This window comes from Flavobacterium akiainvivens, assembly GCF_001278115.1.
GTDB lineage: Bacteria > Bacteroidota > Bacteroidia > Flavobacteriales > Flavobacteriaceae > Flavobacterium > Flavobacterium akiainvivens.
The window spans coordinates 2,486,992-2,512,340 of record NZ_LIYD01000005.1 but is presented as its reverse complement, the minus strand read 5'-3'; the positions used below and the strand labels follow the sequence as shown (position 1 = coordinate 2,512,340).

General features: G+C 45.3%; 24 protein-coding genes and 1 tRNA gene. 14 read left to right on the top strand and 11 right to left on the bottom strand.

Annotation, left to right across the window (positions count from 1 at the left end):
- Nucleotides 1-2: 2 nt before the first annotated feature.
- Together AM279_RS11390 and AM279_RS11385 are read right to left on the bottom strand one after the other, a co-directional pair.
- The gene (locus AM279_RS11390) at nucleotides 3-1,661 is read right to left on the bottom strand and encodes a peptidase domain-containing ABC transporter (RefSeq protein WP_054408164.1); all 1,659 of its coding nucleotides are present in this window, start codon (nucleotides 1,659-1,661) and stop codon (nucleotides 3-5) included.
- The gene (locus tag AM279_RS11385; RefSeq protein WP_054408163.1) at nucleotides 1,658-2,338 is read right to left on the bottom strand and encodes a TetR/AcrR family transcriptional regulator; all 681 of its coding nucleotides are present in this window, start codon (nucleotides 2,336-2,338) and stop codon (nucleotides 1,658-1,660) included. The genes AM279_RS11390 and AM279_RS11385 overlap by 4 nt, the downstream gene beginning before the upstream one ends.
- Before the next feature lie 144 nt (nucleotides 2,339-2,482).
- On the opposite strand from AM279_RS11385, the gene AM279_RS11380 reads away from it, so the two are divergent.
- Nucleotides 2,483-3,760, top strand: a complete 1,278-nt coding sequence (locus tag AM279_RS11380; protein WP_054408162.1) for an acetyl-CoA hydrolase/transferase family protein — start codon at nucleotides 2,483-2,485, stop codon at nucleotides 3,758-3,760.
- A gap of 129 nt (nucleotides 3,761-3,889) precedes the next feature.
- Here the strand turns inward: AM279_RS11380 and gpmI are convergent, their stop codons facing one another.
- On the bottom strand, nucleotides 3,890-5,407 hold the full coding sequence (gene gpmI, locus AM279_RS11375) for a 2,3-bisphosphoglycerate-independent phosphoglycerate mutase (RefSeq protein ID WP_054408161.1): 1,518 nt from the start codon (nucleotides 5,405-5,407) through the stop codon (nucleotides 3,890-3,892).
- 336 nt (nucleotides 5,408-5,743) lie between these two features.
- Between gpmI and AM279_RS11370 the strand changes: the two genes are divergently transcribed.
- Nucleotides 5,744-6,430, top strand: a complete 687-nt coding sequence (locus tag AM279_RS11370; RefSeq protein WP_054408160.1) for a murein L,D-transpeptidase catalytic domain family protein — start codon at nucleotides 5,744-5,746, stop codon at nucleotides 6,428-6,430.
- Here AM279_RS11370 and AM279_RS11365 read toward each other — a convergent pair.
- The gene (locus AM279_RS11365) at nucleotides 6,413-8,005 is read right to left on the bottom strand and encodes a L,D-transpeptidase family protein (RefSeq protein ID WP_054408159.1); all 1,593 of its coding nucleotides are present in this window, start codon (nucleotides 8,003-8,005) and stop codon (nucleotides 6,413-6,415) included. The genes AM279_RS11370 and AM279_RS11365 overlap by 18 nt on opposite strands.
- A 214-nt stretch (nucleotides 8,006-8,219) precedes the next feature.
- Complete coding sequence (locus tag AM279_RS11360; RefSeq protein ID WP_054410287.1) at nucleotides 8,220-8,660, bottom strand: GNAT family N-acetyltransferase; 441 nt, start codon at nucleotides 8,658-8,660, stop codon at nucleotides 8,220-8,222.
- A gap of 127 nt (nucleotides 8,661-8,787) precedes the next feature.
- On the opposite strand from AM279_RS11360, the gene AM279_RS11355 reads away from it, so the two are divergent.
- Nucleotides 8,788-8,860, top strand: a tRNA-Gly gene (locus AM279_RS11355).
- Nucleotides 8,861-8,958: 98 nt separating this feature from the next.
- Here the strand turns inward: AM279_RS11355 and AM279_RS11350 are convergent.
- The 3 genes from AM279_RS11350 to AM279_RS11340 form a co-directional block, all read right to left on the bottom strand.
- A complete protein-coding gene (locus AM279_RS11350) occupies nucleotides 8,959-10,008 on the bottom strand; it encodes an Omp28-related outer membrane protein (RefSeq protein ID WP_054408158.1) in 1,050 nt (349 codons plus the stop codon).
- Nucleotides 10,009-10,064: 56 nt separating this feature from the next.
- Nucleotides 10,065-10,808, bottom strand: a complete 744-nt coding sequence (locus AM279_RS11345) for a T9SS type A sorting domain-containing protein (protein ID WP_054408157.1) — start codon at nucleotides 10,806-10,808, stop codon at nucleotides 10,065-10,067.
- Nucleotides 10,809-10,918: 110 nt separating this feature from the next.
- The gene (locus tag AM279_RS11340) at nucleotides 10,919-12,373 is read right to left on the bottom strand and encodes a T9SS type A sorting domain-containing protein (protein WP_054408156.1); all 1,455 of its coding nucleotides are present in this window, start codon (nucleotides 12,371-12,373) and stop codon (nucleotides 10,919-10,921) included.
- A 285-nt stretch (nucleotides 12,374-12,658) separates the two neighbouring features.
- On the opposite strand from AM279_RS11340, the gene AM279_RS11335 reads away from it, so the two are divergent.
- Complete coding sequence (locus AM279_RS11335; protein WP_054408155.1) at nucleotides 12,659-13,135, top strand: TlpA family protein disulfide reductase; 477 nt, start codon at nucleotides 12,659-12,661, stop codon at nucleotides 13,133-13,135.
- A 7-nt stretch (nucleotides 13,136-13,142) separates the two neighbouring features.
- Complete coding sequence (locus tag AM279_RS11330; protein WP_054408154.1) at nucleotides 13,143-14,855, top strand: DUF6029 family protein; 1,713 nt, start codon at nucleotides 13,143-13,145, stop codon at nucleotides 14,853-14,855.
- Nucleotides 14,856-15,144: 289 nt separating this feature from the next.
- Here the strand turns inward: AM279_RS11330 and pepE are convergent, their stop codons facing one another.
- Nucleotides 15,145-15,852, bottom strand: a complete 708-nt coding sequence (gene pepE / locus AM279_RS11325; RefSeq protein WP_054408153.1) for a dipeptidase PepE — start codon at nucleotides 15,850-15,852, stop codon at nucleotides 15,145-15,147.
- 83 nt (nucleotides 15,853-15,935) lie between these two features.
- Between pepE and AM279_RS11320 the strand changes: the two genes are divergently transcribed.
- From AM279_RS11320 to AM279_RS11280, 9 genes are all read left to right on the top strand, one after another.
- On the top strand, nucleotides 15,936-16,667 hold the full coding sequence (locus tag AM279_RS11320) for a hypothetical protein (RefSeq protein ID WP_143090289.1): 732 nt from the start codon (nucleotides 15,936-15,938) through the stop codon (nucleotides 16,665-16,667).
- A gap of 311 nt (nucleotides 16,668-16,978) precedes the next feature.
- A complete protein-coding gene (locus AM279_RS11315) occupies nucleotides 16,979-17,773 on the top strand; it encodes a hypothetical protein (RefSeq protein WP_054408151.1) in 795 nt (264 codons plus the stop codon).
- Entirely contained in the window at nucleotides 17,679-18,425 is a 747-nt protein-coding gene (locus AM279_RS11310) for a hypothetical protein (protein ID WP_143090290.1), read from the top strand. The genes AM279_RS11315 and AM279_RS11310 overlap by 95 nt, the downstream gene beginning before the upstream one ends.
- A gap of 3 nt (nucleotides 18,426-18,428) precedes the next feature.
- Nucleotides 18,429-19,250, top strand: a complete 822-nt coding sequence (locus AM279_RS11305; RefSeq protein WP_054408149.1) for a hypothetical protein — start codon at nucleotides 18,429-18,431, stop codon at nucleotides 19,248-19,250.
- 10 nt (nucleotides 19,251-19,260) lie between these two features.
- Complete coding sequence (locus tag AM279_RS11300) at nucleotides 19,261-20,088, top strand: hypothetical protein (protein WP_054408148.1); 828 nt, start codon at nucleotides 19,261-19,263, stop codon at nucleotides 20,086-20,088.
- Nucleotides 20,081-20,839: a hypothetical protein gene (locus AM279_RS11295; protein ID WP_054408147.1), complete on the top strand. Its 759-nt coding sequence runs from the start codon at nucleotides 20,081-20,083 to the stop codon at nucleotides 20,837-20,839. The genes AM279_RS11300 and AM279_RS11295 overlap by 8 nt, the downstream gene beginning before the upstream one ends.
- Nucleotides 20,840-20,881: 42 nt before the next feature.
- Nucleotides 20,882-21,643, top strand: coding sequence for a hypothetical protein (locus AM279_RS11290; RefSeq protein WP_143090291.1), 762 nt, complete (start codon nucleotides 20,882-20,884; stop codon nucleotides 21,641-21,643).
- A 36-nt stretch (nucleotides 21,644-21,679) separates the two neighbouring features.
- A complete protein-coding gene (locus AM279_RS11285) occupies nucleotides 21,680-22,108 on the top strand; it encodes a hypothetical protein (protein WP_054408145.1) in 429 nt (142 codons plus the stop codon).
- 104 nt (nucleotides 22,109-22,212) lie between these two features.
- Nucleotides 22,213-23,187 (top strand): hypothetical protein, encoded by a 975-nt coding sequence (locus tag AM279_RS11280; RefSeq protein ID WP_054408144.1) that lies wholly within the window; start codon nucleotides 22,213-22,215, stop codon nucleotides 23,185-23,187.
- A 94-nt stretch (nucleotides 23,188-23,281) separates the two neighbouring features.
- On the opposite strand, the gene AM279_RS11275 is transcribed toward AM279_RS11280, so the two are convergent.
- Nucleotides 23,282-23,758, bottom strand: coding sequence for a GNAT family N-acetyltransferase (locus tag AM279_RS11275; RefSeq protein ID WP_074961346.1), 477 nt, complete (start codon nucleotides 23,756-23,758; stop codon nucleotides 23,282-23,284).
- A gap of 211 nt (nucleotides 23,759-23,969) precedes the next feature.
- Nucleotides 23,970-25,205: a 3-deoxy-D-manno-octulosonic acid transferase gene (locus AM279_RS11270; RefSeq protein ID WP_054408143.1), complete on the bottom strand. Its 1,236-nt coding sequence runs from the start codon at nucleotides 25,203-25,205 to the stop codon at nucleotides 23,970-23,972.
- Between the last annotated feature and the right edge of the window lie 144 nt (nucleotides 25,206-25,349).

Genomic DNA, 25,349 nt, shown 5'->3' with positions numbered 1-25,349 from the left:
CCTTATAGTTTTATGTCAGTTGTTATAGTACCGTCGTTCATTTCAATGTGCCTGTTGCAGCGTTCTTTCCAGTAGTTGTTTACTGATGCCACAATAACCGTCCACTTGTGTTCGGGCGCAAATAAAAAGTCTATGATTTTTTTGGCGCTTTCCTCATCCATGGCTTCGGTAGGGTCTTCCAGGAACAATACACCCGGTTTTTTAATAATAGCACGTGCCAGTATAATTTTGCGTGCTACCGATGCCGTTAGTTGCCTGCCCAGTGGTGTTATGCGGGTATCTAAGCCCAACGGAAGCGTTTTTACAAACTGGGTAAGCCCGGTTTGTTCTAAAGCCCATTTTATGCGCTCGTCGTTAATTTCGGGGTTATTAAGGGTAATGTTTTCAAGTAGCGTACCTTCAAAAGGCGTTTCGCCCTGTAGCACCACACCGGTTAGCGCGCGGTACTGGTTGCTGTCGGCCTTGTTAAGATTACTTTCATTTACATAAAATATACCCGATGAAGGCTGCAGGTAGCTGCTAAGCAGGCGCACCAGCGTGGTTTTACCCGAAGCATTGCGCCCACTTATAAACACTTTCTCGCCCGGCTCAATTTTAAGTTTGATGTTCTTTAGAGCGTTTTTGTCTGCCTCCGGAAAACGGAAACAAACATCTTCTGCTTCAAGCGTAAGGCCATTTTCGCCACTGATTTGTTTGGCTGCTTTTTCATCGTCAAGTTCAAGGTCGCTTACCTGGCCTATTTTTTCTACCGATGTTACCACGTCATAAAGCGTTTCAAGCCCGGTTATGGTTTTTTCTATTGAATTCATAACCAGTAATATAATGATTTCGGCAGCTACAAACTGGCCAATGTTCATTTGCTGGTTCAGCACAAGGTAACCACCTACCGACAGTAATCCGGCAGTAATCAATACCTTAAACAGTATCAGCTGGCTGAACTGCCTTTTCATGATGCCAAAGTGTTTTTCGCGGGTGCCTACATATTCGCCCACAATTTTGTCGTTGCGATGCAGGGCATAATCATGGCCGGTAGTACTTTTAAAGGTGGCACGGTTACGGGCTATTTCCTGAAGCCAGTAGGCGCCTTTATACTTAAACTTAGATTCTTTAAGGCTGGTTTGCACCCCTTCTTCATACGAAAACTTAAGGATGGCATACAGGATAACCAAAAGCAGTATCCCGAAGATGATAAACACAGGGTGGTATAAAGATAATAGTATGATACCCAGTAGTATTTGCAGTAGTGCCGTAGAAAAATCAAGTAACAGCTTAGAGGTGCCCTTTTGTATGGTTAGGGTGTCAAAAAAGCGGTTGGCCAGCTCCGGGGCATACTGGTCATACAGCTCTTCATACTTTATTTTGGGCATACGCAGTGCAAATTCAAACGATGCGCGCACAAATATTTTTTGTTGCAGGTTTTCTGTAATGCGCAGCTGCATAAGGGTAAGGATGCCCACAAGCGCCACGCCAAGTGTTACCATTATAATAAGCACAACCCACGACACACTTGCCTGGCCGCCCTGTATAAAATTAATAATGGCCTGTATGCCCAGCGGCAGAGAAAGGCTTATAAGGCCTGCAAATGCGGCATAGAATACAATTTGGTAAACGTCTTTCTTATCAAGCTTAAGGAGGTTATAGTATCTTTTTAGGGGTGTCATACATTTTGTTTTAAAACATTATCTATCAGGCTTAAATAAAAATCAGTGGGCGATGTGCAGCTGTTACAACTGGTTATAGACTGCAAATGGTCTTTTAAAAAATGCTGGTGCAGCGCACCTTCTACGATGGTGCTGGCAAGGCTTTCAGCATACGGGTATTTGGGCGCATTTTCCAGAATAATATCGGTAACGCGTTGTATAACGCGGGTATATATCTGAAAGAAACCGCTGCGTATTTCTTCATCAACCTCCTTGGTAAGGAAGGTTTTCATGAAGTTATTAATAATAATGCGCTTTAGCAGGCGCACGTCTATATGTTCGCTTATATCGGCTTCGGCAGCATCTTCGGTAACTATGGTAATGGCAATTTTTAACCTGTCCTGCGGGGTGGTAAGGTTGGCCACACCAAACACCAAGCGGTATTCTACCCAGCTCCAGTACCACGATGAGAGGTATAGCAAAAGTTTGTGCTTGTTTTCGAAATAACGGTATACAGAGCTTTCATTGCTCTCTATGCGTTCGCCAAGCTTTTTAAAGGTATATGCTTCAAACCCTATTTCATCAATCAGCAAAATACTCTGTTGCAGTATCTTTTTACCCAAAGCCGACGTTTCAGGATCTTTCAGGAAGATCTTGTCGTTTATGTTTAGCTTAGGGTTTAAGAGTATAAATCTCATTCTGTAATCGTTTGTCGCAAACTTAATAGTATTACTATCATTTTGCAAATATTGTGCCAAAAAAATATTCTTAAATATGAGTTTTGTCATGTTTTTAAAGGCTTCACAGCGTGTAACTTTGCTAAAACTTTTAGGATAGTTTATATGAGCAAATTTGTTTCCGCTGCTGTTGCTGTACAGGTTGTACAGCCCGGCGACAGGGTGTATGTGCAGGCTGCTGCCGCCACGCCCAATATATTAACGGCCGCCCTTGCCGAGAGGGCTGCTGAATTGAAAGATGTTGAAGTGTGCCACATGCATACCGAAGGCCCCGCGCCGTATGCCGACCCAAAGTTGGCCGACAGCTTTCACGTAAATTCGTTCTTTATAGGTAAAAATGTAAGGCATACGCTGGCGGCCGGAAACGGTAGCTACACCCCGGTATTTTTGAGCGAATTGCCGCGTTTGTTCCGTAAAAAGGTGGTAACGCTTGATGTGGTGTTCATACACATTTCGCCGCCTGATGCACACGGCTATTGTTCGCTTGGGGTTTCGGTAGAGGCTACAAGGGCAGCTATTGAAATGGCTAAACGCGTTGTAGCACAGGTTAACCCTAATATGCCGCGTACTTTTGGTGATAGCCTGGTGCATATTTCGGAGATTGATTATCTGGTGGAAGCCAATGTGCCCATTTACAGCCACGGAACTGATGCCATTACCGAACAGGAAGACAAGATAGGCAGCTATGTGGCCTCATTGGTTGATGACGGCAGTACCCTGCAAATGGGTATAGGCTCTATACCTAATGCTGCGCTTACCAAGCTGGTGCACCACAAAAACCTGGGCTTGCATACTGAAATGTTTTCAGATGGGGTTATCGACCTGATTGAGAACGGTATTATTAACTGTAACCACAAGGGCGTGGTAAAAGGCCGTGCACTGGCTACGTTCTTACTTGGCTCTAAAAGGCTGTATGATTTTGTAAACGATAACCCGTTTATTGAGATGCGTGAGTCGTCTTTTGTAAACGACACTGCCGTTATACGCCGCAACCCGAAGATGGTGGCCATAAACTCGGCTATTGAGGTAGATGTTACCGGCCAGGTGTGTGCCGACTCTATAGGCAGCCGTATGTATAGCGGTGTGGGTGGCCAGATGGACTTCATCCGTGGAGCATCGCTTAGTGAAGGCGGCAAGGCCATTATAGCGCTGCCGTCGGTAACCAAGAATGGTGAAAACAAGATTGTGCCGTTCCTTAAAGAAGGGGCGGGGGTAGTAACCACCCGTGGGCACGTACAGTATGTGGTAACCGAATATGGTATAGCCGACCTGTATGGTAAAACCCTGAAGCAGCGTGCAAAAGCGCTGATAAATATAGCCCACCCCATGCACAGGGAGGCTATTGATAATGCATATTTTAACACCTTTAAGGTGAGTATATAGTATACAAAAATGGTTTTTTGTAGTTGTAGTTTGTCTTAAACCTGTGGGTAGTGCCGCAGGTTTTTTTATTAAAAAAAGCCGCCCCAAATGGAGCAGCTTTCTATTTCTTCAGGATATCGAAAAATCTAATTAAACAAGCGAATGCCTTGTCATGGCTTCAGGTTGTGGTACACCCATCATGTGCAGGATGGTTGGGGCTATATCGCCCAGTATGCCATCTTTAACTGATTTGATATCGTTATCTACCACAATAATAGGCACCGGGTTAGTGGTGTGGGCAGTGTTAGGGCTGCCATCAGGGTTTATCATGGTTTCGCAGTTACCGTGGTCGGCAATTACAATGGTAGTGTAGCCGTTTTCAAGGGCGGTTTCAATAACACCTTTGGCGCATTCGTCTACAGCTTCACAGGCTTTAACGGCAGCTTCAAACACACCGGTGTGGCCCACCATGTCTCCATTGGCAAAGTTAAGGCATACAAAAGATGCCTCCTGTTTTTTAAGTTCAGGGATAAGAGCATCACGAAGCTCATAAGCACTCATCTCCGGTTGCAGGTCGTATGTAGCTACCTTTGGCGAATTACGCAGTATGCGGCTTTCTCCCTCAAAAGGCTCCTCACGGCCTCCTGAAAAGAAGAACGTTACGTGCGGGTACTTCTCCGTTTCCGCCATGCGTATTTGCTTCAGGCCGGCTTTGCTTACTACCTCGCCAAGGGTTTCAGTAAGGTTGTCTTTGTCATATATAACGTGTACACCTTTAAAGGTATCGTCATAATTGGTCATGGTAACATAATACAGCGGCAGCTTGTGCATGTTTTGCTCATGAATGTCAAACTGGCTCAGTACTTCGGTAAGCTCACGGCCCCTGTCTGTACGGAAGTTAAAGAAGATAACCACATCATCGGGCGCTATAACCGCAAGTGGGGTAGTGCCGTCTTCAGTCATTGCAATTGGTTTGATAAACTCATCGGTAACACCTTCGTTGTAACTTTGCTGTATGCTGTCTACCGCATCCTGAGATAGTGTGCCAGTACCGTTTACCAGCAGGTCATACGCCAGTTTAACGCGCTCCCAGCGCTTATCGCGGTCCATTGCATAGTAGCGGCCCACAAGGCTGGCAAGTTTTGCAGGGGTGTCTTTAATAAAGTTTTGCAGGTCAGCCACAAAGTTAATGCCCGATTTAGGGTCAACATCGCGGCCATCTGTAAAGGCATGGATAAATACATCCTGCAAACCGGCATCTTTAGCAGCGGTTACAAGGCCCTTAACGTGGTTAATGTGCGAGTGCACACCGCCGTCAGATAAAAGCCCTAAAAGGTGTATTTTCTTGTTGTTTTGTTTTGCATAGTTAAAAGCATCTACCAGTGCAGGCTCTTTTTCTATAGACTTGTCATCTACCGCAAGGTTAATCCTTACCAGGTCCTGGTATACAATGCGGCCTGCGCCAAGGTTCATGTGTCCCACTTCGCTGTTGCCCATCTGGCCTTCTGGTAAACCTACGTTTAGGCCATCTGTGCGAAGAGATGCATTAGCGTATTTTGTGTAAAGGCTGTCTATAAAAGGAGTGTTTGCCTGGTCTACGGCAGATACCTTTGGGTCGGGCGATTTGCCCCAGCCATCCAGTATCATTAGGATAACTTTTTTGTTCATTTTCAGGATATTAAGAATTTTTGGCACAGTTTTCGTTTAGTAAGTAGCCGAAAACGGCATAAATTTACTATAAAATATGCAGTTTGGGTATTGTAAAAGGGTTAAGTTTAGTTAAGGAGCGCTAAAATTTTTTTCTTAAAATTTTAACTCAGGGCAATAAGCCGCTTTTTTAACCCGTTGTAGAAAGTAGAAATGAAGTGAGAACGGCACCGCCTGCATTGCAGCCCTGCCAAATGATAAATGTTAAATATTTGATTTTAACACTGTTGCTTTTGGATTTTAAGAATTTCTTAACTTATTTAGCTGCCGGGTTAAAAACACAACTAAAATTTTACAATGGTTTACAACTTTTTTGCATCAGTTTTATTTTTGTTCTTTTCTTTAAACACATCAGCGCCTAAAAAAGCTACCGCTACTGTAGCTAAAGTTGAAACGCTAAGCGAGACTGAGGTGGTGTACAACAACATTAAATCACACTCGGGCAATATGCCGGGCATGGATTGTTTTTCAATGGCTTTTAAGGGGTATAATAAGCTTAAAGCCCTTGGCAAGATTAAAAAAGACCTGCTTACGGTAGTTGATTTTAGTAAATCATCTAACACCAAGCGCCTTTGGATAATTGATATGGCTACCAACACTGTAGTATATAATACACTTGTGGCACACGGCCGTAACAGTGGCGATGAGTTTGCAACCAGCTTTAGTAATGCCAACAGCTCTAACAAAAGCAGCCTTGGTTTTTATGCTACAGGCGAAATATATGTAGGTAAGCACGGACGTTCACTAAAGCTTGACGGCCTTGAGGGTGCCAACAGCAATGCCCGCAGCAGGGGAGTGGTTATGCACGCTGCTGATTATGTAAGCGAAAACTTTATTAAGCAGCACAACCGCCTGGGCCGCAGCCAGGGATGCCCTGCACTGCCAAACAACCTGACTGCCGAGGTTATAAACCTGATAAAAGACAAGTCTTGCCTGTTTATTTATCACCCAACTAAAACGTATAAATCAGCTTTTGCCGGATAATTTATTGTAAAGTATCTTGTCAAGCTTATAAATATCGGGCCTGAATTGCAGCCCGTCTTTATCCATCCATGCGGTCCAGTAAAGCTGGTGCACATGGATGGTTTTTTTTAGGCCAATACTTTGCGTTTCGTTACTTGCCACCATTTCCTGCACGGCGTCTGATGTCCATCCGGCATTTTCATTTTCCAATACATACCCGGCTAATTTAAACGGGTTTTCTATCCTAACACAGCCTGAACTGAGTGCGCGATAACCTTTGCGGAAATATTCTTTATGGTTGGTATCATGCAGGTACACATAAAACCCGTTCTGGAAATTGAATTTTATCCTGCCTAATGAATTGTGGTCGCCGGGCGATTGTACATATACATAGTGGTCGGCTTTTTCAGCATCCCATTCGCTTACCGGTATTTCTTCGCCTTTGTACATGATTTTCATGTTGAGGTGGGCAAAATGGGCGGTATCTTTTAGTGCAGCGGGCACCAGGTCTTTTTTAAGATAGGTGGGGGGGACTGTCCATGTAGGGTTAATTACAAGGTTGTTTAGAACCGAATGCAGTACCGGGCTTCTCCTGTCCGGCTTGCCCACCACTACACGATACGTTTGCAGTGTGTCTTTACCATTCTCTAATACACACATGCTAAACGTTGGGATGTTAACCACTACAGCCCTTTCGCCAAAATCATACGGAAACCACCTCCAGCGCTCAAGGTTGGCAATGAGCTGTTCGCGGCGCTGCTGCCGGGTTACATTAAGTGTTTCGGCGGTGGCTTTATCAACCTTTCCTGTAGTACTCAGGCCGTGGCGTACCTGGAATTTTTTAACCGCATTTTGGGTTGTTTTATCAAATACATTGCCTGTGGCGCTTTCCTTATCAAGGTCGCCCCAATAAACCAGGCGTTGCTTTATAATGCCTACAGAGGCGGCAGAATCGTTAAGGGTAATGTCTTTTGTGAATGCTATTGCCGGTATGTTGTCTTCCGGCAGGCTATTGATATAACTAAGGCTGTTGCGTAAGGCTTCATAAGTAGCGTGGCGTGGCCTGCAACGGTTTATAATTTCAGGGATATTGTGTTTTTCAATAGCTTCTGAGAGGAGCTTATTTGCGTCAAATTTCTTGGGTGCCAGTGCCCAGTCGTGGTATACCTGAGATGGCTTAAGCTTGCCCTTAAACAAATGGCTGCACAGTTTAGATACCGATTCGGTAAGCATCAGGTCATACCGCATGCAGTCTTCTTTACTAACTGATTTTAACGATTCAAAGTTTTGAAGGTAGTGCAGGTTATACTCTTCCGGCAGGAGGCCGTCGCTGCCGGCATCTGCCACAGCAGCAATAATAGCCTTACGGTCTTCAGGTTTAATCCATACCGTTTTGTTGTTATTGGCTTTGTAGAATGCCAAAACCTCCTGAGAGTGTTCTGCAAGCAAATTTTCATTAAATGCTAATGACGTATCTTTAAGATGAGCTGTGTTTGCCTGTGTGGGAGTCTTTTCGCTGGTGGCTACGGCATTTTTACAGGTGGTTGTAAAAAAGGTGAGTAAAGCCATTGCAGCAATTATTGCCGGTTTGCGCATAATGGTTTGTTTTGGTTATACAAAAATGTTGTATGACAAACCACTAACCCGGATATAGGCTTTTTAGGTAAAAATATATGCTCCGCGAGCAACGACAGGTGATTTTTTTGCCGGATAGGTGTGGCTGGCCACTAATTCTTTAATAAAGATACAAAGAATAAATAACGGTTGCGCAGAGCGCATGCTAAATATTTTGTAATAAAATGTTACTGAATTACAAAGGTTTATGCATTACATAATGAATGCCTATGTCTCCTACAGAAAATGCCACCCCAGTGGTTTCATAGCCCATTTTGCGATAGAAACCTATGGCTATTTCGCGGGCGTTAAACCATATCCTTTGTCCGTTGTTATTACGGGCATATTCTTCGGCTGCCAGTACCAGTTGTTCTCCCAGGCCGGTTTTTTGATACTCGGCCAATACCGCCATGCCTCTTAACTGAAACTGTTTTTGCTCTGTAAAAAATGTATGTGGCGCTTCAAAAACAGATACCACGCCTGCAATGGGGCCAGATTCATGAAATATACCAAAATGAACCGTTGTGGGCAGGGCATCGCCATCAAAAATGCAGGTTTCAATGGGTTTTCCGGGTCTTAAAACAGGGTGCCTTACGGCGAAAGTCTCTGTAGGTGATATGATTTTAACTGTAAACATATAAGGGCGTATAAGCATAACAAATTAATAATAAATATTTTAAAAACACCATGATTTAAACCTCTAACTTTTTTTAGAAAAAGCTTGCACGGCGCAAAAAATATTAGTTATATTTGCAACCACAAAAGCGGAAGTAGCTCAGTTGGTAGAGCTCCAGCCTTCCAAGCTGGTTGTCGCGAGTTCGAGCCTCGTCTTCCGCTCTGTTAAAAAGCCCTGAATTTCAGGGCTTTTTTATTTCTATAAGGTTTGTAAAACAAAAGGGCCGCTTAGCGGCCCTTTTGTTTTTATGGTGAATAAATTACAGTTCTTCAAAGTCCTGAACGTCGCCTGTAACAGCTTTACGCACGTTTACGGCGCGGCCCTGCGCATCTACTATAAATGCTACAAACTCTATGTTTGCTGCATTTGTTACAGCAGCCGGCATGGCTATATTAAATGTGCGGGTAAAAGTGTTGTTTACTACCGTTTGTGATGCATCAATTGGTTCGCCTAAAAGTGGTGTAAGAACGCCACGCAGCACATGGTTGTGGTGAAAGTCTTCAATTATGTCAACACCGCCATAATATATGGTATAGTTATGCTGGTCATATATAAGCCCATTTTCAAGAACATATACTACCAGTTTAAGCCCTGTAAAGTCTTTGCTAAACTTTACATTTACATCTAACGATATGCTGCCATTGCTTACAACCGGCGACAGCGCAAGCCCTAACCTTGGGTTTTCACCCTGCGTAAAAGCTACAGGCTGTGCAAGGTTATCCGGTTGCTCGCCGCTCCACTCTGTTGTCCTGTTTAGCATGCCTTTAGGATAACCGGGAATATCTATAAAGTTTTCCAGCTCGGTTGTGTCATAATTATACGGGTCATAAACAGAGCTGCTTGGGTTACTGCTTGGCCTGTGTATGGCTACGGGTACAAAGTCTTCCGTTTGTGTATGAAGCTTTTCTATAGCCCATGCCACACGAGGGCACCATCCGCACCAGGTCCCGGTGTAGTCTTCAATCAAAAGGCGTTTTACAAAGTTTGTTTCAGAGCCATCATGAAACCTTATAGGTAGTGCAGCGCTTGTTTCTCCAAGGCGTATAGCTTTAACAATAAAATCGCCTACTTCTTCAGATGTAAATATGTTTCCTTCAATAGGTTCATCATTTACATAAAACTGTGTTTCGGCAGTAATATCTGTGTTGTTATTGTCTTTTGTGGTAAAGGTAATGCCTTCTCCCACTGCGGTGACAGAACGGTCTGCGGTTAAAATTATACCATTAGCCGAAGGCAGTATTGTATAATCGCTTTCGCAGCCGGTTAAAGCCAGTGCGCTAATGATGAGCAGTGTAACTAATCTTTTCATTTTCCAACAATTACAGGTAACTCTTTAGGGTTTAAAGGGCTGTAAATTAGTGTGTCTTAATTTTTAACTATTTTAATATTTGCTGTTTTGTTACCTGTGGTTTTAAAATCAGCAAAATAAATACCGCTGCTAAGTGCAGAAAGGTCAACACTCTGGTTTCCTTCGGTAATGGTTGCTGTTTTTACTTTTTTACCATTAGCGTCAAACAGTTGTAGTGTAGCGGCAGTATTTGCAGTTACATCAAGTTGTGTTTTAACTACTGTACTGTTAAGGCTTATCCCTATGTTTTTCAGGGCTGTAAAATCAGATATAGATGCGGTAGGCTGGTAAATGTATGTAAACTTTAGCAGGTTGTCCTGTATGATTTCTTCGGCTTCATTAACTTCAACTACAGTAAATTTGTAGGTAACAGCTGCGCCGTTTGTGCCTCCGTAAGTATTTAAAAAGTGGTCTGCAGGGTCGTTAGTTTGTCCTGCTGCAAGAGCTACAGGATTATTAGGGTACAGGTTGCCGGCAACAACGCCTGTGTAGCAAAGTGTTGAAAAGCAAAACTGTAGGCCCATTTCTAATGTAGGTAGTTCATTGCCAATTACTTCGTCAACACGGATTTTAAAACGAAATGTTTCTGTGCCGTTATTTTTAAGGTTGATTAAAAGCTTTGCTGCCTCTGCATCAACAGTATTAAATGTAAAAACCTGGTTGTTTTCAATAGTTGCACCATTATTGGTAGTGTATGCAATGTTTTGAGCCTGGGTTAAAGTTCCGAACAGGATTGCGCCTAAAAGGATAATTTTTTTCATTTTGTAGTAGTGTAATTGTTAAAATATAAGTTGTGTTCTTTAAGTAAAAAAGGCTATCGGAAGCAGGCAGGGTTGCTTCCGATAGCTTTAAATGTTATTGCTGTAAAAGCTTAGTTTATAACTATCTTTTCGGTTGTTTGTGTTTTTTCGCCTTTTACCTGGGCAATATACATGCCTTTTTGAAGCTGGCTCAGGTTAATTGAGTCGCCGTCATTAATGTTTGCAGCAGTAAATACAGTTTTGCCGGTAACATCAATAACAGATACGCTTACAGTTTCCTGCGTACTAAAGTTAAGTATGCCTGTTGTAGGGTTAGGGTACATTGCAAATGTTTTTACGCTAACAGTTTTGTTATCCAGTGTGCCGTCTGCCCTAAATGCAGATGCAGTTGTAGATGAAGCACCAAAGTTGCCTACAAACTGGCTGTAAACTATTTCGCCGTCTGAAACAATTTCAATACCGTGCTGAGTGTTACCTAAAGACCAGCCATCGCCAAATGAATCTATAAGCTCTACTGTGTAGCAGCCTGCTGCAGCATCGGCAAGGCTTACATAATGAGATTTAACTGTGTTGGCATCCGGGCCACCGCCACCCCATTGGTCAGCAGTACCGGCCTGGTATGGGCCACCCTGGGCAACTACAGTGTTGCTGCTGTTCCTTATTTTCCAAGATATTTCGCTTGGGTAGTTGTCAGTATAAATTTTTACATCAAAGTTATTGCTGCCTTCCTGTGCAAGGGTAACATTAAAGTTATCCTGGGCAATTGTCTGGTTTGCAGGTGCAACAGTATTTATTGTGCTTATAGATGCAGTATACTCTACTTCAGGGTCAAGGTCAAGGGCGTCAAATGTTACAGTGGCTGAAGCAAATGTAGCAACGTTACCCGTGTATGTTTTTGTGCCTACAACTGTATTGCCCTGTTTAACTTCAAGCACTGCATTGGTCATGGCGCTGCCGCCATAGTTTTTAACCTGAACTTTAGCAACCGCTGAACCTTCGCAAGAATAAACATCAATAGCTGTAGCTTTAGCATGGCTTGCAAGTCCTTCTAAAGTACCACAGTTGGTGTTTATGTTAGTTTTAAGGCCTGCTGCAGTAAGTGGGTCTATTTCGTATACTTTTCCTTCAGGGCATATCCTGAATACTGTTGGGAAATAGGCAATCTGATACGCATTGGCAATTGATGCGTTGTCAATAATAGGGTATGGAGAGTGTTGTGTCCAGTCGCCTTGTGTGTTGTTTCCGGTACCTTGTATGTCAGCAAGTGTGGTTGCGCCATCACCTTCAATAAACAGTACTACTACTTCATCAGATCCGCCCGGTCCGTAAGACATATAAAGGTCTTCAAGCGCACCAGATCCGTGGTAAGACCAGCAAGGGCCACACCATGTGGCAGAAATGTCAATAATTACTGTTTTACCTTGTGCAAGGTATTCAGATAGTGTGTGTGTGTTACCGTTAATATCGGTAGCTGTAAAATCAGGAGCATTGCTGCCGTCTGCAATTTGTGCCTGTGCAGTAAATCCTGCAGCAGCAATAAAAAGGCTGAGTAAAAGTTTTTTCATTTATCCCAAAGTTTAATGTTAGTTATGTTTTTAAATATTGGGCGAAAATTATGTAAAAAAAATGTTATCAAAAAAGAATTCTTTGAAAATATGCAGTATTTTTTTTGATGATAGAGAATTCTTAAAAAATAGAGGTAAAAAATGCAATTTTACTGTTAAAATGTTGATTTTTATAATTCTACAAATTCCATAGGATTATAAATTTACACATTTATAGCCTGCGTATCTTAAAAATTTTTTAATATTGCCGCCAATGAATGTTTACCTTAAAAAATACATACAAAAATGAAGAAATTTTTGCTGTTGTTATTATTTGCAACCGGCATTGCTAATGCCCAGAAAGAAATGCCCAGTGTGTCTCTTAAAAATGTAGACAACAAAAGCTACAATGTAAAGAACGATTATACAGAGCAGGATAAACTGTATGTATTTGTGTTTTGGGCTACCTGGTGCGCACCCTGCATACAGGAGCTTGATGCTATTAGCGAAAATTATGAAGCATGGGCCAAAGAGCTTAACCTTGAGGTTATTGCGGTAAGCCTTGATGATACCCGCACGCAAACCCGTGTAAAGCCCATGATTAAAGGTAAAAAATGGACCTACAGCGTGCTGCTTGACCCTAACCAGGACCTTAAAAGGGCATTGGGTATAGCTAACCCTCCTTATACTGTGGTGGTTAAAAACAAAAAAGTGGTGTATGTGCACAACGGCTACAGCCAGGGTGCTGAAAAAGAACTGTATAATACCCTGAAGACGCTTTAATCCCGAAATGAAAAAAATACTGTTCTTGCTACTGCCCTTTGGCGTTGCACCTGTTTTTGCCCAGGAATCTGATTCGTTACAGGAAAAAAAAGACTACGGCCGCATATACGGCAGCTTTGAGAGTAACTCGGCGTGGTATACTAATGATAAGGGAACCGGTGTAAACCAGCATGATGCGCCCATAAACGGCGAGGCCATCCGTTCTAACAACTACCTTTTGGTAAACTACCAGCTGGGCGGTTTTACAGCCGGTATACAGGCCGAAAGCTATGAGCCTGCTGCACTGCTAAACTACAATCCCGGTTTCGACGGTACTAACGTAGGTATTTGGTATGCAGGCTATAAGACTGAAACCCTTGAGTTTACTGCCGGATATTTTTATGAACAGTTTGGTAACGGTATGCTGCTGCGCGCCTGGGAAGACCGTGCCCTTGGCATAAATACTGCCCTTCGTGGGGGGCGCATAGTGTGGAGGCCTTCGGCAAATGTAAGGCTAACAGCGCTTTACGGTCGCCAGCGTAGTGGTTTTGGTGTTGCAAATGGCGATATTTATGGCTTTGACAGCGACTTTAACCTGTCTAAAGTACTCAAGTTTGAAGAAAGCGACCTTTCTATAGGCCTGAGCTATGTAGGTAGAAAAGAGGAACTTCCGGCCGGAATAACGGCTTTTGATGCCCTTACTAATGCCTTTAGCGGCCGCTTTAACTTTATAAACGGGGCTTTTTATGCCTCGGGCGAATACAGCTACAAGGCTGAAGACGGCGTACTTAGCATACAAAACAGGCTTTCTAACAACTTTGTGAAACCCGGCAACGCCATACAGCTAAACGCAGGCTATAGTGCTGACGGACTGGGTATTGATGCTACCGTAAGGCGCACTGAAAACTTTAAGTTCCTGAGCGAGAGGGAGCCTACTTATGTAGATGCCACCTCTTCAAGCCTTAACTATAATGATAAGGTGCTTAACTTTACGCCGGCACTTACTAAGCAGCACCACAGCAACTTAGCTAATATTTATGTGTACCAGGCACAAACCAAGGTAGACTTTTTGGGCAATACCATCATGAAAGCCGGCGAAACCGGTGGGCAGATAGACTTTTACTACGACTTTGCCAAAGAAACCTTGTTGGGTGGCAAGTATGGTACTAAGCTGGCTATCAACCTTTCATCGTGGCATAACCTGCCAGGCGAGTACCGCCTTAACCCTGCCGAATATGATACCAACATATTTGGCGTAGGCGAAAAATACTTCTCTGATTACAACCTTGAGCTGCGCAAGCAGTTTTCAGAAAACTGGCACACAGCGTTTTACTACATCAGGCAGTACTACAACAAGCAGTGGCAGGAAGGTGGCGACAAGGTTAATACCAACATTGTTACGGCTGAGGCTACCTACAACTTTGCCGAGAACAAATCAATAAGGGTAGAGGGCGAACACATGTGGGCCGACGCCGATAAAAAGAACTGGGCAGGCGCCACGGTAGAGCTTAACCTTAACGATAAGTATTCGCTATATGTCTGGGATATATATAATTACGGTAATGATGATGCCTCTAAGCAAATACATTACTACAACTTTGGCGGCGCTTACCGCATTGGTGCAACCCGTATAGCGGCTAACTATGGCCGTCAGCGTGGTGGCCTTGTGTGTGTGGGTGGTGTGTGCCGTTTTGTGCCCGAAAGCACCGGTTTATCGCTAACCATAAGCACCGCATTCTAAGCGTAAAATTCACCCAAACCTAATAAATCAAAAAGCCCCTGCTCATGTAGGGGCTTTTGAATTTTATGGTGTAAAAATGTTAAAACGATGATTTTTCAGTATTCGCTCTAAATGATGTATATTCTTACATTTTAACACGATTTTAACGCTAATTTTTCACAATTGGAGTTTGAAATTCAGTCATAAAGTCGAAAGTTTCAAAGTCGAAAGTTTCAAAGTCGAAAGCTTCAAAGTCGAAAGCTTTTTCAGCTACCGGACTTTATGACTTTCGACTTTCGACTTTTAAAACTTAGCGAAGCGTTGAAAGGTCACTCCCTGCATCAAGCTCTACCGGTTCCTGCCCGTGTTGAAAAAGCCGTGCGGGCAAATCGCCCTTCAGGGTTATGGTGCTGCCCTTAACCTCCAGCCAGCTGCCTTCCCTAAGCCCTAAAACCGGCTGCGTGTTAAACTGGTGAAACTCCTTAATGCGGGTTTCCCTCGTTTCGCCCATGTGGGTACTGCCCGGCTGCGGGTCAAGGTAGTGCGGGTTCAGGTTAAAAGGTATTGCGCCAAGGGTTTTAAAGCTGGGTGGGTATACAATGGGCATATCGTTGGTGGTCTGCATGGTCAGGCCGCAAATGTTGCTGCCCGCGCTGCTGCCCAGGTAGGACGTTCCGTTGTTAATGGCATCGGCCAGGGGTACCATGCTCCCGGTTTTGTAAAGCTGGCTTACCAGCAGGAAAGTGTTGCCCCCTCCGGTAAAAACCGCCTCAGCGTCGGTCAATGCCGCGGCAGGGTCGGTAAACTCGTGCAGCCCTTTTACTGCAATGCCTAATTTTGCAAAGTAAGCCGCCGCACGCCCGGTATACTCGTCATGGCTCATACCGCCGGGGCGGGCAAAGGGCACAAATACCAGGTTCCTGCAACCCGAAAAATGTTCGGCAAGGGTAGGGGTCAGGTAGTCAAGGTAAGCCCCGCCGTGCAGGGTGCTGGTGCTGGCAATAATTAGTTTTTTCATACGTTTAAAACAGGTATAGCAAAAGCCAAAGGTAGCCATTTTGGGCAATCCTGTCGCCTTTGTAGCCATTAGTAAACCCTATTATGCAGTTAAAAGCCTTATTTACAGTAGCCGTAAGCCTTATAAGCTCAACTTTTTTTGCGCAGGAGCGCCCCATGCTAAACGGCAAGGTAATAAGCGACACCCCAAAGCTTGAAGCCATCTACGTCATTAACAAAACGGCCGCCACCAGTACCGCTACACAACGCGGGGGCTATTTTACCATTGCTGCGCAGCCGCAGGACACCCTGGTGCTGTCGTCATCGGTATTTAACCCTAAAACCGTGGTGCTGACCGAGAAGGATTTTACCGAAGACCTCTACTTCGTTTCTATGGAACCCATGGATATCCTGCTCGAAGAGCTTGTTATAGTAGACTACAGCTACATCAATTCTGAAGCCCTGGGGCTGGTTCCCGCCGGGCAAAAACGCTACACCCCGGCAGAGCGCAGGGTGGCTACGGCAGCATCATGGAAAATGAACCCCCTGGGGCTCGACCCGCTGTTTAATGCCATAAGCGGCCGCACCACCATGCTGAAAAACGCTGCCGAGAACGACAAAAAAGTTACCCTTATGGACAACGTGAGCCTGCTGTACAGTACCGAAGACATTACCGCCCAGCTCAAGGTTCCGGCAGAGTATGTGCGCGGGTTTTTGTTCTACGCGGTAGAAAACAAGTATTTTGTAAAGCTTATGGAAGCCAATGATATCGAGAAGGCTAAATTTACCCTTGCCGCCCTTGCCGAAAAATACAACAAGCTGCTGGCAGAAGAGTAACGTTATACTGCATAGCTAAAAAGGGCAACACGTTAACCTGTTGCCCTTTTTGTTGTATACACACTGCTTTGTGGCCTTTAAGAATAACCAATCTGTGTGTCTTCCTTTGTGTTCGTTGTGTCTTTGTGTTTTAAAAATTGGGTATTACCGAGCCCCCACAGCCCTGTTCCCTATACTAAAGCATCCGCCTAAAGCGTTATCTTTCGGCAAGCCAATACCAACAAACCTTACTTTTTTTGAAAATTACAACACAAAACCCCTCACCCGTGGCAGCATTTTTGCTGTTAGTATCCCGCAAACCGTTACCGTATATGAAACCGGCACTCATGTGGCTGCTCTTGCTTATCTTTGGCGTGGCATCTGCCCAGCAGGAACTGCGTGGCCGTGTAATGGTAGATACCGTGGGGGTTGGCGGTGCCTTTGTCATCAACCAGAAAACCGGCCAGGAAGTAAAAACCGGGCACGACGGCAGCTTTACCATAGCCGTAAAACCGGGGCAAAAACTGGCGGTATCATCGGCCAGTATAGATGTAAGGGAGTTTTACATCAGTGCCGAATCGTTTAAGCAACAGCCCTACATACTGGGCGTTGATTACAAAAGCTATGAGCTTGACGAGGTAGTGGTAGAAAGCACCGTTACAGCCGAATCGTTAGGTATTGTGCCCAAGGGCCAGAAACGCTACACTGCCGCCGAGAAAAAAGTGCTGCACTACCGCGGCCAGCAAAAGGGCCTTACCGGGGTTTTAAACTGGATGCGCGGCAAGAAGTTCCTGATGGAGATAGACGAGAAGTATGCCAACAAGCGCGTAGCCATTGAGGCATTGCAGCGTATGTATACCGAGTCGCAACTGGTAAACGACCTGCACATACCCAAGCAGTTTACAGAGGCATTTTTGTACTTTGCGGTAGACGATGAAAAGCTGGCCGGCCTGTTGCGTGCCTATCAGTATGGTGCCGCCCGCCTTATAATGTCTGAAGTTGCATTACGATATATAGAAACCATTTCAACACATGAAGAAGCTGTTCCGGATACTGATAATAATGATGTGCCTGCCGCTAATGGCACAGCAGCGCCAGAGCCTGCACGGAAAAGTGGAGGTCAATGAGGCTGCCCTGCCCGGTGCTTTCATTATAAACAAGCAAACCGGCGAAGAGGTTAAGGCCGGGGCCGACGGCACATTTACCCTGGCTGCAAAAACAGGCGATAAGCTTATTGTGTACAGCAATACCACCACCGTGCGTGAATTTTATATTACAGCCGATACCTTTAAAACCATGCCTTACATAATGGCAGTAGAAGTAAAGGCTGAGCAGCTGGAAGAAGTGGTTATAGAACGCCCGGTTATTACAAACGAAGCGTTTGGCCTGCCCGAAAACCAGCGGCGCATGACCGTGGCAGAACGCAGGCTGCATACCGCAGACAGCGGCCCGGTAGACATACTGCTCAACTGGATAAACGGCAAAAAGAAAATGCTGAAACGCGAACTGGCTACCGAACAAAAGGAAGCCGTAATGGAGGGGCTCAACGGCCTGGTTAACGAAGACGAGTTTGCCACCAAATACAACATTCCGGCTGAAATGGTACAGGGCTTTTTGTTTTATGCCATAGACCAGCCTAATATAGTAGATGCCGTAAACCAGAATAACGAGTCCCTGCTGGATATGCTGCTTATAGAAACCGCAGCTAAGTACCGTGCGTTGCAGGAACAACCCACAACGCCCAACACCCAACCCGCAACCCCAAACAATGAACCCTGAACCATGAACGTAAAAAAACTGCTGCTTTTGCTGTTTGCCCTGCTTCCGCTCATAGCCGTTGCGCAGCGCGATACCCTGCATGGGCGCGTTATGGTGGCGGGCGAAAATGCTTCGGGGGTGTATGTCATCAATAAAAATACAGGTGCCGAGGTTAAAAGCGCTGCCGGCGGGGTGTTTAAACTGCCTGCCAAAGCCGGCGACCGCCTGGTGGTGTACAGCGACCGCGTAGAGGTGCGCGAGTTTGTAACCGGTAAAGACTGGTTTGCCAATATGCCTTATACACTCGAAGTGCAACCACAGGGATATGAGCTGGAGGAGGTGGTTATCAACCAAAGCCTTTCGGCAGAGGCGCTGGGTATTGTGCCCAAAGGCCAAAAGCGCAATACAGTTGCCGAAAGGCGTTTGTATACCGCCACCGGAGACAGGCCGTTGTGGCAGTATGCAATTGGTTTACTGGCGGGTTCTATGCCGCTCGACCCGTTTATAAATGCTGTTACGGGCAAAACAAAAAAACTTAAAAAAGAACTGGCTACAGAGCAAATGCTGGCAAATGTAGAAAGCGTGCGCGGCGTGTATACCACAGCTCAGCTTGCAGAATATCTGGATATAGCTACAGAACAGGCAGATGGTTTTCTATACTACGCCGCCGAAAGCCCATCGCTTATTGAAGCCATAAAAGCCAACAATAATGAAAAAGCAAAGCTGGAGCTCACGGCCCTGGCTGTAGAATATAACCGTTTGCAGGCACAGGCTGTAACCGGGTTGCAGGTACAACAGCAACGCGACACCCTGAACTATAAAACAACCCGCAACCCCAAACAATGAACCCTGAACCATGAACATAAAACTGCTAATCCTGTTAACGTTTTTGCTTCCGCTCGTAGCCGTTGCACAGCGCGATACCCTGCGTGGGCGCGTTATGGTGGCGGGCGAAAATGCTTCGGGTGTGTATGTTATCAATAAAAATACGGGTACCGAGGTTAAAAGCGGCGCAAGGGGCTTGTTCAAGCTGCCTGCCAAAGCGGGCGACCGCCTGGTGGTGTACAGCGACCGTACCGTAGTGCGCGAGTTTGTAACGGGTAAAGACTGGTTTGCCAATATGCCCTATGTGGTAGAGGTAGACCCCAAAGGATATGAACTGGAAAATGTACAAATAGACCGTACTATTACACCCGAAGGCCTGGGCCTGGTGCCCGAGGGGCAAAAGCGCTACACCGTGGCGCAGCGCCGTGTAAAAACGGCTACCGACTGGAATCCCGGGCTTGTGGGTGGGGTAGGCATGCTGGGTGTGGCGGCATCGCTCGACCCGCTTATCAACATGATTACCGGGCGCACAAAAATGCTGAAACGTGAGCTTAAAACCGAAGAACGCGAAATAGGTATGGCAAATATTGGCTATCTTTACAGTAACGAAGAAATAACCAAAGAACTCAATATTCCCGCCGAAAAGGTTGATGCGTTTTTATACTTTGCCGTTGAAGACGAAAGCCTTAAGCAGGCCATGGATAACAAAAACGAAGCCCTTGCCAGGCTCGAGCTGCTGGTACTGGCAGGCAGGTATATGGCCCGCCAGGAAGAAAAAGAAGAAGAAACACAGCCGCAGCAGGCAAAAACCGTTCTTCCGGCAACCAACAACCAACAACCGACAACAAAAAATGAATAAGCTACTTACAATAATAACCCTTTTAATCTCGCTGCACACTTTTGCCCAGGACCGCAAAGCCCTGCGTGGCAGGGTTGTTATGGGCGAAACCCCCGTGGCCAACGCGTATGTTATAAACAAGCGCACCGGCGATGAGGTTAAAACCGACGGCAAAGGCAACTTTACCCTAAAGGCGCGCAATGGCGATAAGCTGGCCGTGCACAGCGCCATGACCCAGGATACCGATTTTTACATCAGCAATGAGGCGTTTGCCAATATGCCGTATGAAATGGAGGTAGAGGCTAAAATTACCCAGCTCGACGAGGTGGTTATTGTAGACACGCTTAAAATACAGCCCGTACAGGGCGCAAAAGAATATACCGTGGCCCAGCGCCGCGCTAACATTGGTGCTACCACAAAAGTGCAGACTATGGACACCATAAACTGGCAGGGCGGGGGCGTGGCCCTAACGCTCGACCCGGTTTTTAACGGCAAAAACAAGCGCGATGCCCTGCGCCGCCAGGTTCATACCGAGGAACAGCTGAAGCTTATTAACGGCATAAGCAAAGTATATGCAGACCAGGCCATTGTAGAAAACCTGGGCATTGCACAGGAAAAGGTGGAGGCCTATAAATATTATGCTGTAGAAAACAAAGAGCTGGCCGAAGCCCTTAAAGCAGGAGATACCGAAAAGGCACGGCTATTGCTGCCCCAGCTGGCTATAGAATACGTTAGCCTGCAACAGGAAGAAGATTCGCAGTCAAAACCTTAAACTGATTTTCTGACAACCAACAACCGACAACCAACAACTATTATGAGAAGCAGACTTTTAATATTATTCGCGTTTTTAACCATAGGCATGGCTGCACAGCAGCGCAAGCCCCTAACCGGTATTGTTACCGTGGGCGAGGCACGTGTGCCGGGGGTATTCATTATCAATAAAAAAACCGGCGATGAGGCCAAGACCGATAGTAAGGGCAGCTTTACCATAATGGCCCGCGATGGCGATTTGCTGGCCGTAAACAGCCCCATAACGCAGGACAGGGAGTTTTACATAAACGAAGATTCCTTTAAAAAAATGCCCTACGTACTGGGGGTAGAGGCAAAAGCCACCGAGCTTGAAGAGGTAATAATTAACGATACGGTTAAAATTATACAGCCTGTTAAAAGCAATGCCGTATACACCCAGGGCGAACGCCGTGTTAATACCGGTGCCAAAGTACAGGCCCATACTATGGATTATGCCGGTGGCGGTATAGGCATAGGTACCGATGCCCTTTTAAACGGCGGCGAAAAAAGGCGTGCCCTGCGCCGCGAACTCAAAACCGAGCAGCTTAATAAAAACATAGAGACTATTAATTTTGCCTATAGCAATGAGTCCATTACAGCTACATGGGGTATCCCCGCCGAAAAAGTAAACGCCTTTATTTACTATGCCGCCGAAGACGATACGCTCGAAAAGGCACTTAAGGCTAATAATACAGAGCAGGCCAACCTGCAAATGTCGGTGCTTGCAAAAGAATACCTGGCGCTTCAGGAAGAAGAAGCATCCCCACCGGCCACCGGTAAGCAATAATTTTTTGATTAACCAACCTAAAACATACCAAACCAAATGAAGTTACTGCCCTTTCTTTTATTCTTTATGCCGCTTGTGGCCTTTTCGCAGGCCGACACGCTAAGCCTTTCTAAAGAGCAAAAGCAAAAAGCCTTTACAGTAGCTAAAAACTGGGTTAGCCTGCTAACAAAAGGCAAAGATGTTAACGGTATACTTGCCATTACAACCATTCCCTTTTTGCGCGATGGTAATGAAACCCTGGAAACCCACCAAGAGGTAAGGGAGTTTTATGAGTCTGTAATTAAGAGTAAGGGAGAACGCACCATGCCACCATTATCGGCATCATTCGCAAAAGAAATACCACACTCGTTCCAGGGCTCGCTTGTTGTACGGGTGTATTTTACGTATAAGGGAAAAGAGCAAAACGTCTTTGTGCGCCTTGCAGAAGAAAACGGCGTGTATAGAGTTTCCGGGTTTAAAGATTAATTGGGTAGCCACAGGTAGTTTTCGTGCCATTTTACGGTAAATTAACGCACTTACAGGCAACCCTGTATACTTTTGCGCATCTTAGGTAAACCAACCACCTTATTATGTTCAAAATTTGTGTTATCCTTGCGGCACTGCTGTGCCTTACTTCGTGTGCCACCCTCTATAGCGGAGACACCTACAACATAACCCTTACCACCAATGCCAAAAAGGCCACAGCCGAAATAAACGGCCAGGCAAAACCCCTGCCTACGCAGTTTTTAGTGCCCCACAGCGCCGATACCCTGCACATAAAGCTAACGGCCGATTCGCTGAGTAAAGAATACCATGTTGCCCCAAGGCTGCGGCCGCTTACAAAGTATGGCAATTTATTCTGGTCGATACCCGGTTATTTCCTGGCGCGGCATATAGATAAAAAAAACGGCAAGGGCTATTATTATGGCGACTACCTTTTTTTAGATAAAGACAGCACTAAGGCCGAAGAACCGGGGTTTATAGGCGGACTTTCGAGGCGGTTTTATGATTATAAAAAAGGGGCTGTTAACCTCACGGTTTCCATTCCGTACATAAACTCGTTTTACCTGAACCCCAGGCGTAGTGAACCCCTGAGTAATACCGGCTTTTTTGGCCTTTCTGCCGGGGTGGAATATTACTATAAAGAAAACCGTTTTGTAAGCCTCTCGGTTTATGGGGCTACGGATTACTTTTTCTTTGTGCCGGTGCCCACCACCCGCGGCGATGAATTTTTTGGTGCATCGGCGCTTAACCTTACCCACAACATGGTGTTTAACCGCTTTATTGTGGGCTACGGGCTTTCATGGGCTAAAAACCGCTATGTGTATGATTATGATGACGATTGGGATGATTACCCGCAAAGCGCCCTTACCGTGGGCAACTCACAGCGTATAGAACGCTACACCACATCGTTAGGGTTGCATTTAAATACGTATTTCCGTGTGGGCAGTAAATTTCACGTAGGGGTTATTTACCAGCCTTATTTATATGACCTGAAGCCCGATGGCCAATTTAACTACCAGCACACCATAAGCGTTGATTTGCTATGGAAAATAAGACTTTAAACAGATAGCAGGTGGCAGATAGCAGTTTTCAGTTTCGTGTACATCCCTAAAAACGGTCAACCTTATTTAGGGATGTACAGCCGCCTGCCTGCTGCTACCTGCTATCTGAAAAACTGCCATCTGAAAACTGCCATCTCAGCAACCCCCTCTTGTGTTCTGTAAAACCTTTAGAAAGGTATAGTTTTTTAGCCGTTTCGTTATGCGGCTCAATCTCGAGGTAAATAATTTTAACGGAGAGGCTTGCAGCCTCTTGGGCAATAAAATCAAGTGCCTGTTTGGCAAGGCCACGCCCGCGCATTTCGGCGGTTATAAACAGTTCATCTAAAAATGCAATACGCCCGGCATATTCAAAACTAAAAACAAAAGTAAGTATTACATAACCCACAGGCTGCCCATCAACCACAATCACCCACCCCTTACCCAAATCGGGTTTTTCCACAAACTCAAAAAACAGGCCTTTGTTCACGGCGGCATCCATGGGGTAACCGTCTATGGCATAAAAATCCTGCATCATGGTTATAACGGCAGGGGCATCAAGAGGGGCAAAAGGTTTAAAATTGGGCTGTGTCATACATGAATTTTTATATATTTGAAGAAATCAACTTATAATGCGCATTATAAAAATTGTCCTCGGAATAGTGTTGGTTATCGCCACTGCCCTGCCTTTCTTTTTTAGCAGGGGAGAGGCCGGCCTTGAATATTACATAGCGCCCCTGGTTCTCTTTATTTTGGGTGTTTTGTTGTTATACGAAGGGATCAGGCAGGAACGTTTATAACAACCCTCAACCCTCAACTCCCAACCTTTTCATAATAACATTTACAGCGCCACGGCTCATGCTTACAAAGCTGCCTGCTATGTGGCCGGTTTCATGCCTATACACCTCATTAGTAACCAGGTCGTGCAGGGTGTTGGTCATCTGTTCTTCGTTGTGCACCACAATAACCCCGCCTGCGTGTGCCAGTGCCACCGCTTCCGGAAATTTAGTGTGGTTGGGCCCAATTACCACCGGAACGCCAAAGGCGGCAGGCTCCAGTATGTTGTGCAGCCCGGCGGTGCCAAAGCCCCCGCCCACATAAGCGGCATCGGCATAGCTGTATATTTTGCCCAAAAGGCCTATGGTATTAATGATAAGCACATCATAATCACGCAGGTTTTTGCCTTCTTTTTCGGTATATAGCAGTGCCGGTTTTTTAAGGCTGGTCAGCAACTCCTGTATATGGCTTTCGCCAAAGGTATGCGGCGCAATAACAAACTTCACGCCGTTGCTTTGGTTAATGTACGGCACAAAAAGGCTTTCATCCTTAGGCCACGAGCTGCCAAAAACTATGGTGGTTTTGTCGTCTATAAACTCTTCTATAAACGGCAGGGTGTTGTTTTGCTCTAAAATGCGGCTCACGCGGTCATAACGGGTGTCGCCACTCACGCTTACATTGGTAAAGCCTATGGATTTTAGCAATCCCTTACTGCTTTCATACTGCACAAAAAAGTGGGTAAAAGCTTTAAACGCCTCACGGTAAATACCGCCATACCACTTAAAAAAAGCCTGGTTGGGGCGAAACAACCCCGAAATTAAATACGTGGGCACATTGGCCGCCTTAAGCCCGTTGAGGTAATTGGGCCAAAATTCATACTTAATAAAAAAGGCCATGTCAGGGTGCGCCAGCTTAAGGAATTTGCGGGCATTACCCAATGTGTCCATAGGCAAATACACCACAACATCGGCTGCGGGGGTGTTTTTGCGTATTTCATACCCCGAAGGCGAAAAAAACGTGAGCAGTATTTTGTGTGCAGGGTGCAGTTCGCGCATTTTTTCCATAATGGGCAGCCCCTGTTCATATTCGCCCAAAGATGCTGCGTGAAACCAGATAACCTTATCTGCCGCGCTGATGCTTTGCTGTAGCGTATCAAAAACGTGCTTACGGCCCTGCACAAACAGTTTCATCTTGCGGTTAAAGAGCGCCACAATGTTAAGGAAGAAAAAGGCAATGTGCGTAAACAGGCTGTACAGAAAAAGCATTATAAGATAGTTTTTACCCTGCAAAAATACGGTTATTTTTCAACTTGGCAGGGTAGTAAATCTTGCAGGAAAACACTTCTTAAAAAACGTTGAATATACGTTTTGCATTTGGCGCTACAGTTTGTGCAGTTCACGACATTTTTT

Coding starts and splice junctions, on each gene's coding strand:
- AM279_RS11390 (WP_054408164.1), bottom strand. CDS start 1,661: ATGACACCCCTAAAAAGATACTATAACCTCCTTAAGCTTGATAAGAAA.
- AM279_RS11310 (WP_143090290.1), top strand. CDS start 17,679: ATGAAGAAGCTGTTCCGGATACTGATAATAATGATGTGCCTGCCGCTA.
- AM279_RS11290 (WP_143090291.1), top strand. CDS start 20,882: ATGAGAAGCAGACTTTTAATATTATTCGCGTTTTTAACCATAGGCATG.
- AM279_RS11350 (WP_054408158.1), bottom strand. CDS start 10,008: ATGAAAAGATTAGTTACACTGCTCATCATTAGCGCACTGGCTTTAACC.
- AM279_RS11335 (WP_054408155.1), top strand. CDS start 12,659: ATGAAGAAATTTTTGCTGTTGTTATTATTTGCAACCGGCATTGCTAAT.
- gpmI (WP_054408161.1), bottom strand. CDS start 5,407: ATGAACAAAAAAGTTATCCTAATGATACTGGATGGCTGGGGCAAATCG.
- pepE (WP_054408153.1), bottom strand. CDS start 15,852: ATGAAAAAACTAATTATTGCCAGCACCAGCACCCTGCACGGCGGGGCT.
- AM279_RS11345 (WP_054408157.1), bottom strand. CDS start 10,808: ATGAAAAAAATTATCCTTTTAGGCGCAATCCTGTTCGGAACTTTAACC.
- AM279_RS11360 (WP_054410287.1), bottom strand. CDS start 8,660: ATGTTTACAGTTAAAATCATATCACCTACAGAGACTTTCGCCGTAAGG.
- AM279_RS11285 (WP_054408145.1), top strand. CDS start 21,680: ATGAAGTTACTGCCCTTTCTTTTATTCTTTATGCCGCTTGTGGCCTTT.
- AM279_RS11295 (WP_054408147.1), top strand. CDS start 20,081: ATGAATAAGCTACTTACAATAATAACCCTTTTAATCTCGCTGCACACT.
- AM279_RS11270 (WP_054408143.1), bottom strand. CDS start 25,205: ATGCTTTTTCTGTACAGCCTGTTTACGCACATTGCCTTTTTCTTCCTT.
- AM279_RS11305 (WP_054408149.1), top strand. CDS start 18,429: ATGAACGTAAAAAAACTGCTGCTTTTGCTGTTTGCCCTGCTTCCGCTC.
- AM279_RS11280 (WP_054408144.1), top strand. CDS start 22,213: ATGTTCAAAATTTGTGTTATCCTTGCGGCACTGCTGTGCCTTACTTCG.
- AM279_RS11385 (WP_054408163.1), bottom strand. CDS start 2,338: ATGAGATTTATACTCTTAAACCCTAAGCTAAACATAAACGACAAGATC.
- AM279_RS11275 (WP_074961346.1), bottom strand. CDS start 23,758: ATGACACAGCCCAATTTTAAACCTTTTGCCCCTCTTGATGCCCCTGCC.
- AM279_RS11365 (WP_054408159.1), bottom strand. CDS start 8,005: ATGCGCAAACCGGCAATAATTGCTGCAATGGCTTTACTCACCTTTTTT.
- AM279_RS11340 (WP_054408156.1), bottom strand. CDS start 12,373: ATGAAAAAACTTTTACTCAGCCTTTTTATTGCTGCTGCAGGATTTACT.
- AM279_RS11315 (WP_054408151.1), top strand. CDS start 16,979: ATGAAACCGGCACTCATGTGGCTGCTCTTGCTTATCTTTGGCGTGGCA.
- AM279_RS11320 (WP_143090289.1), top strand. CDS start 15,936: ATGCAGTTAAAAGCCTTATTTACAGTAGCCGTAAGCCTTATAAGCTCA.
- AM279_RS11330 (WP_054408154.1), top strand. CDS start 13,143: ATGAAAAAAATACTGTTCTTGCTACTGCCCTTTGGCGTTGCACCTGTT.
- AM279_RS11370 (WP_054408160.1), top strand. CDS start 5,744: ATGGTTTACAACTTTTTTGCATCAGTTTTATTTTTGTTCTTTTCTTTA.
- AM279_RS11380 (WP_054408162.1), top strand. CDS start 2,483: ATGAGCAAATTTGTTTCCGCTGCTGTTGCTGTACAGGTTGTACAGCCC.
- AM279_RS11300 (WP_054408148.1), top strand. CDS start 19,261: ATGAACATAAAACTGCTAATCCTGTTAACGTTTTTGCTTCCGCTCGTA.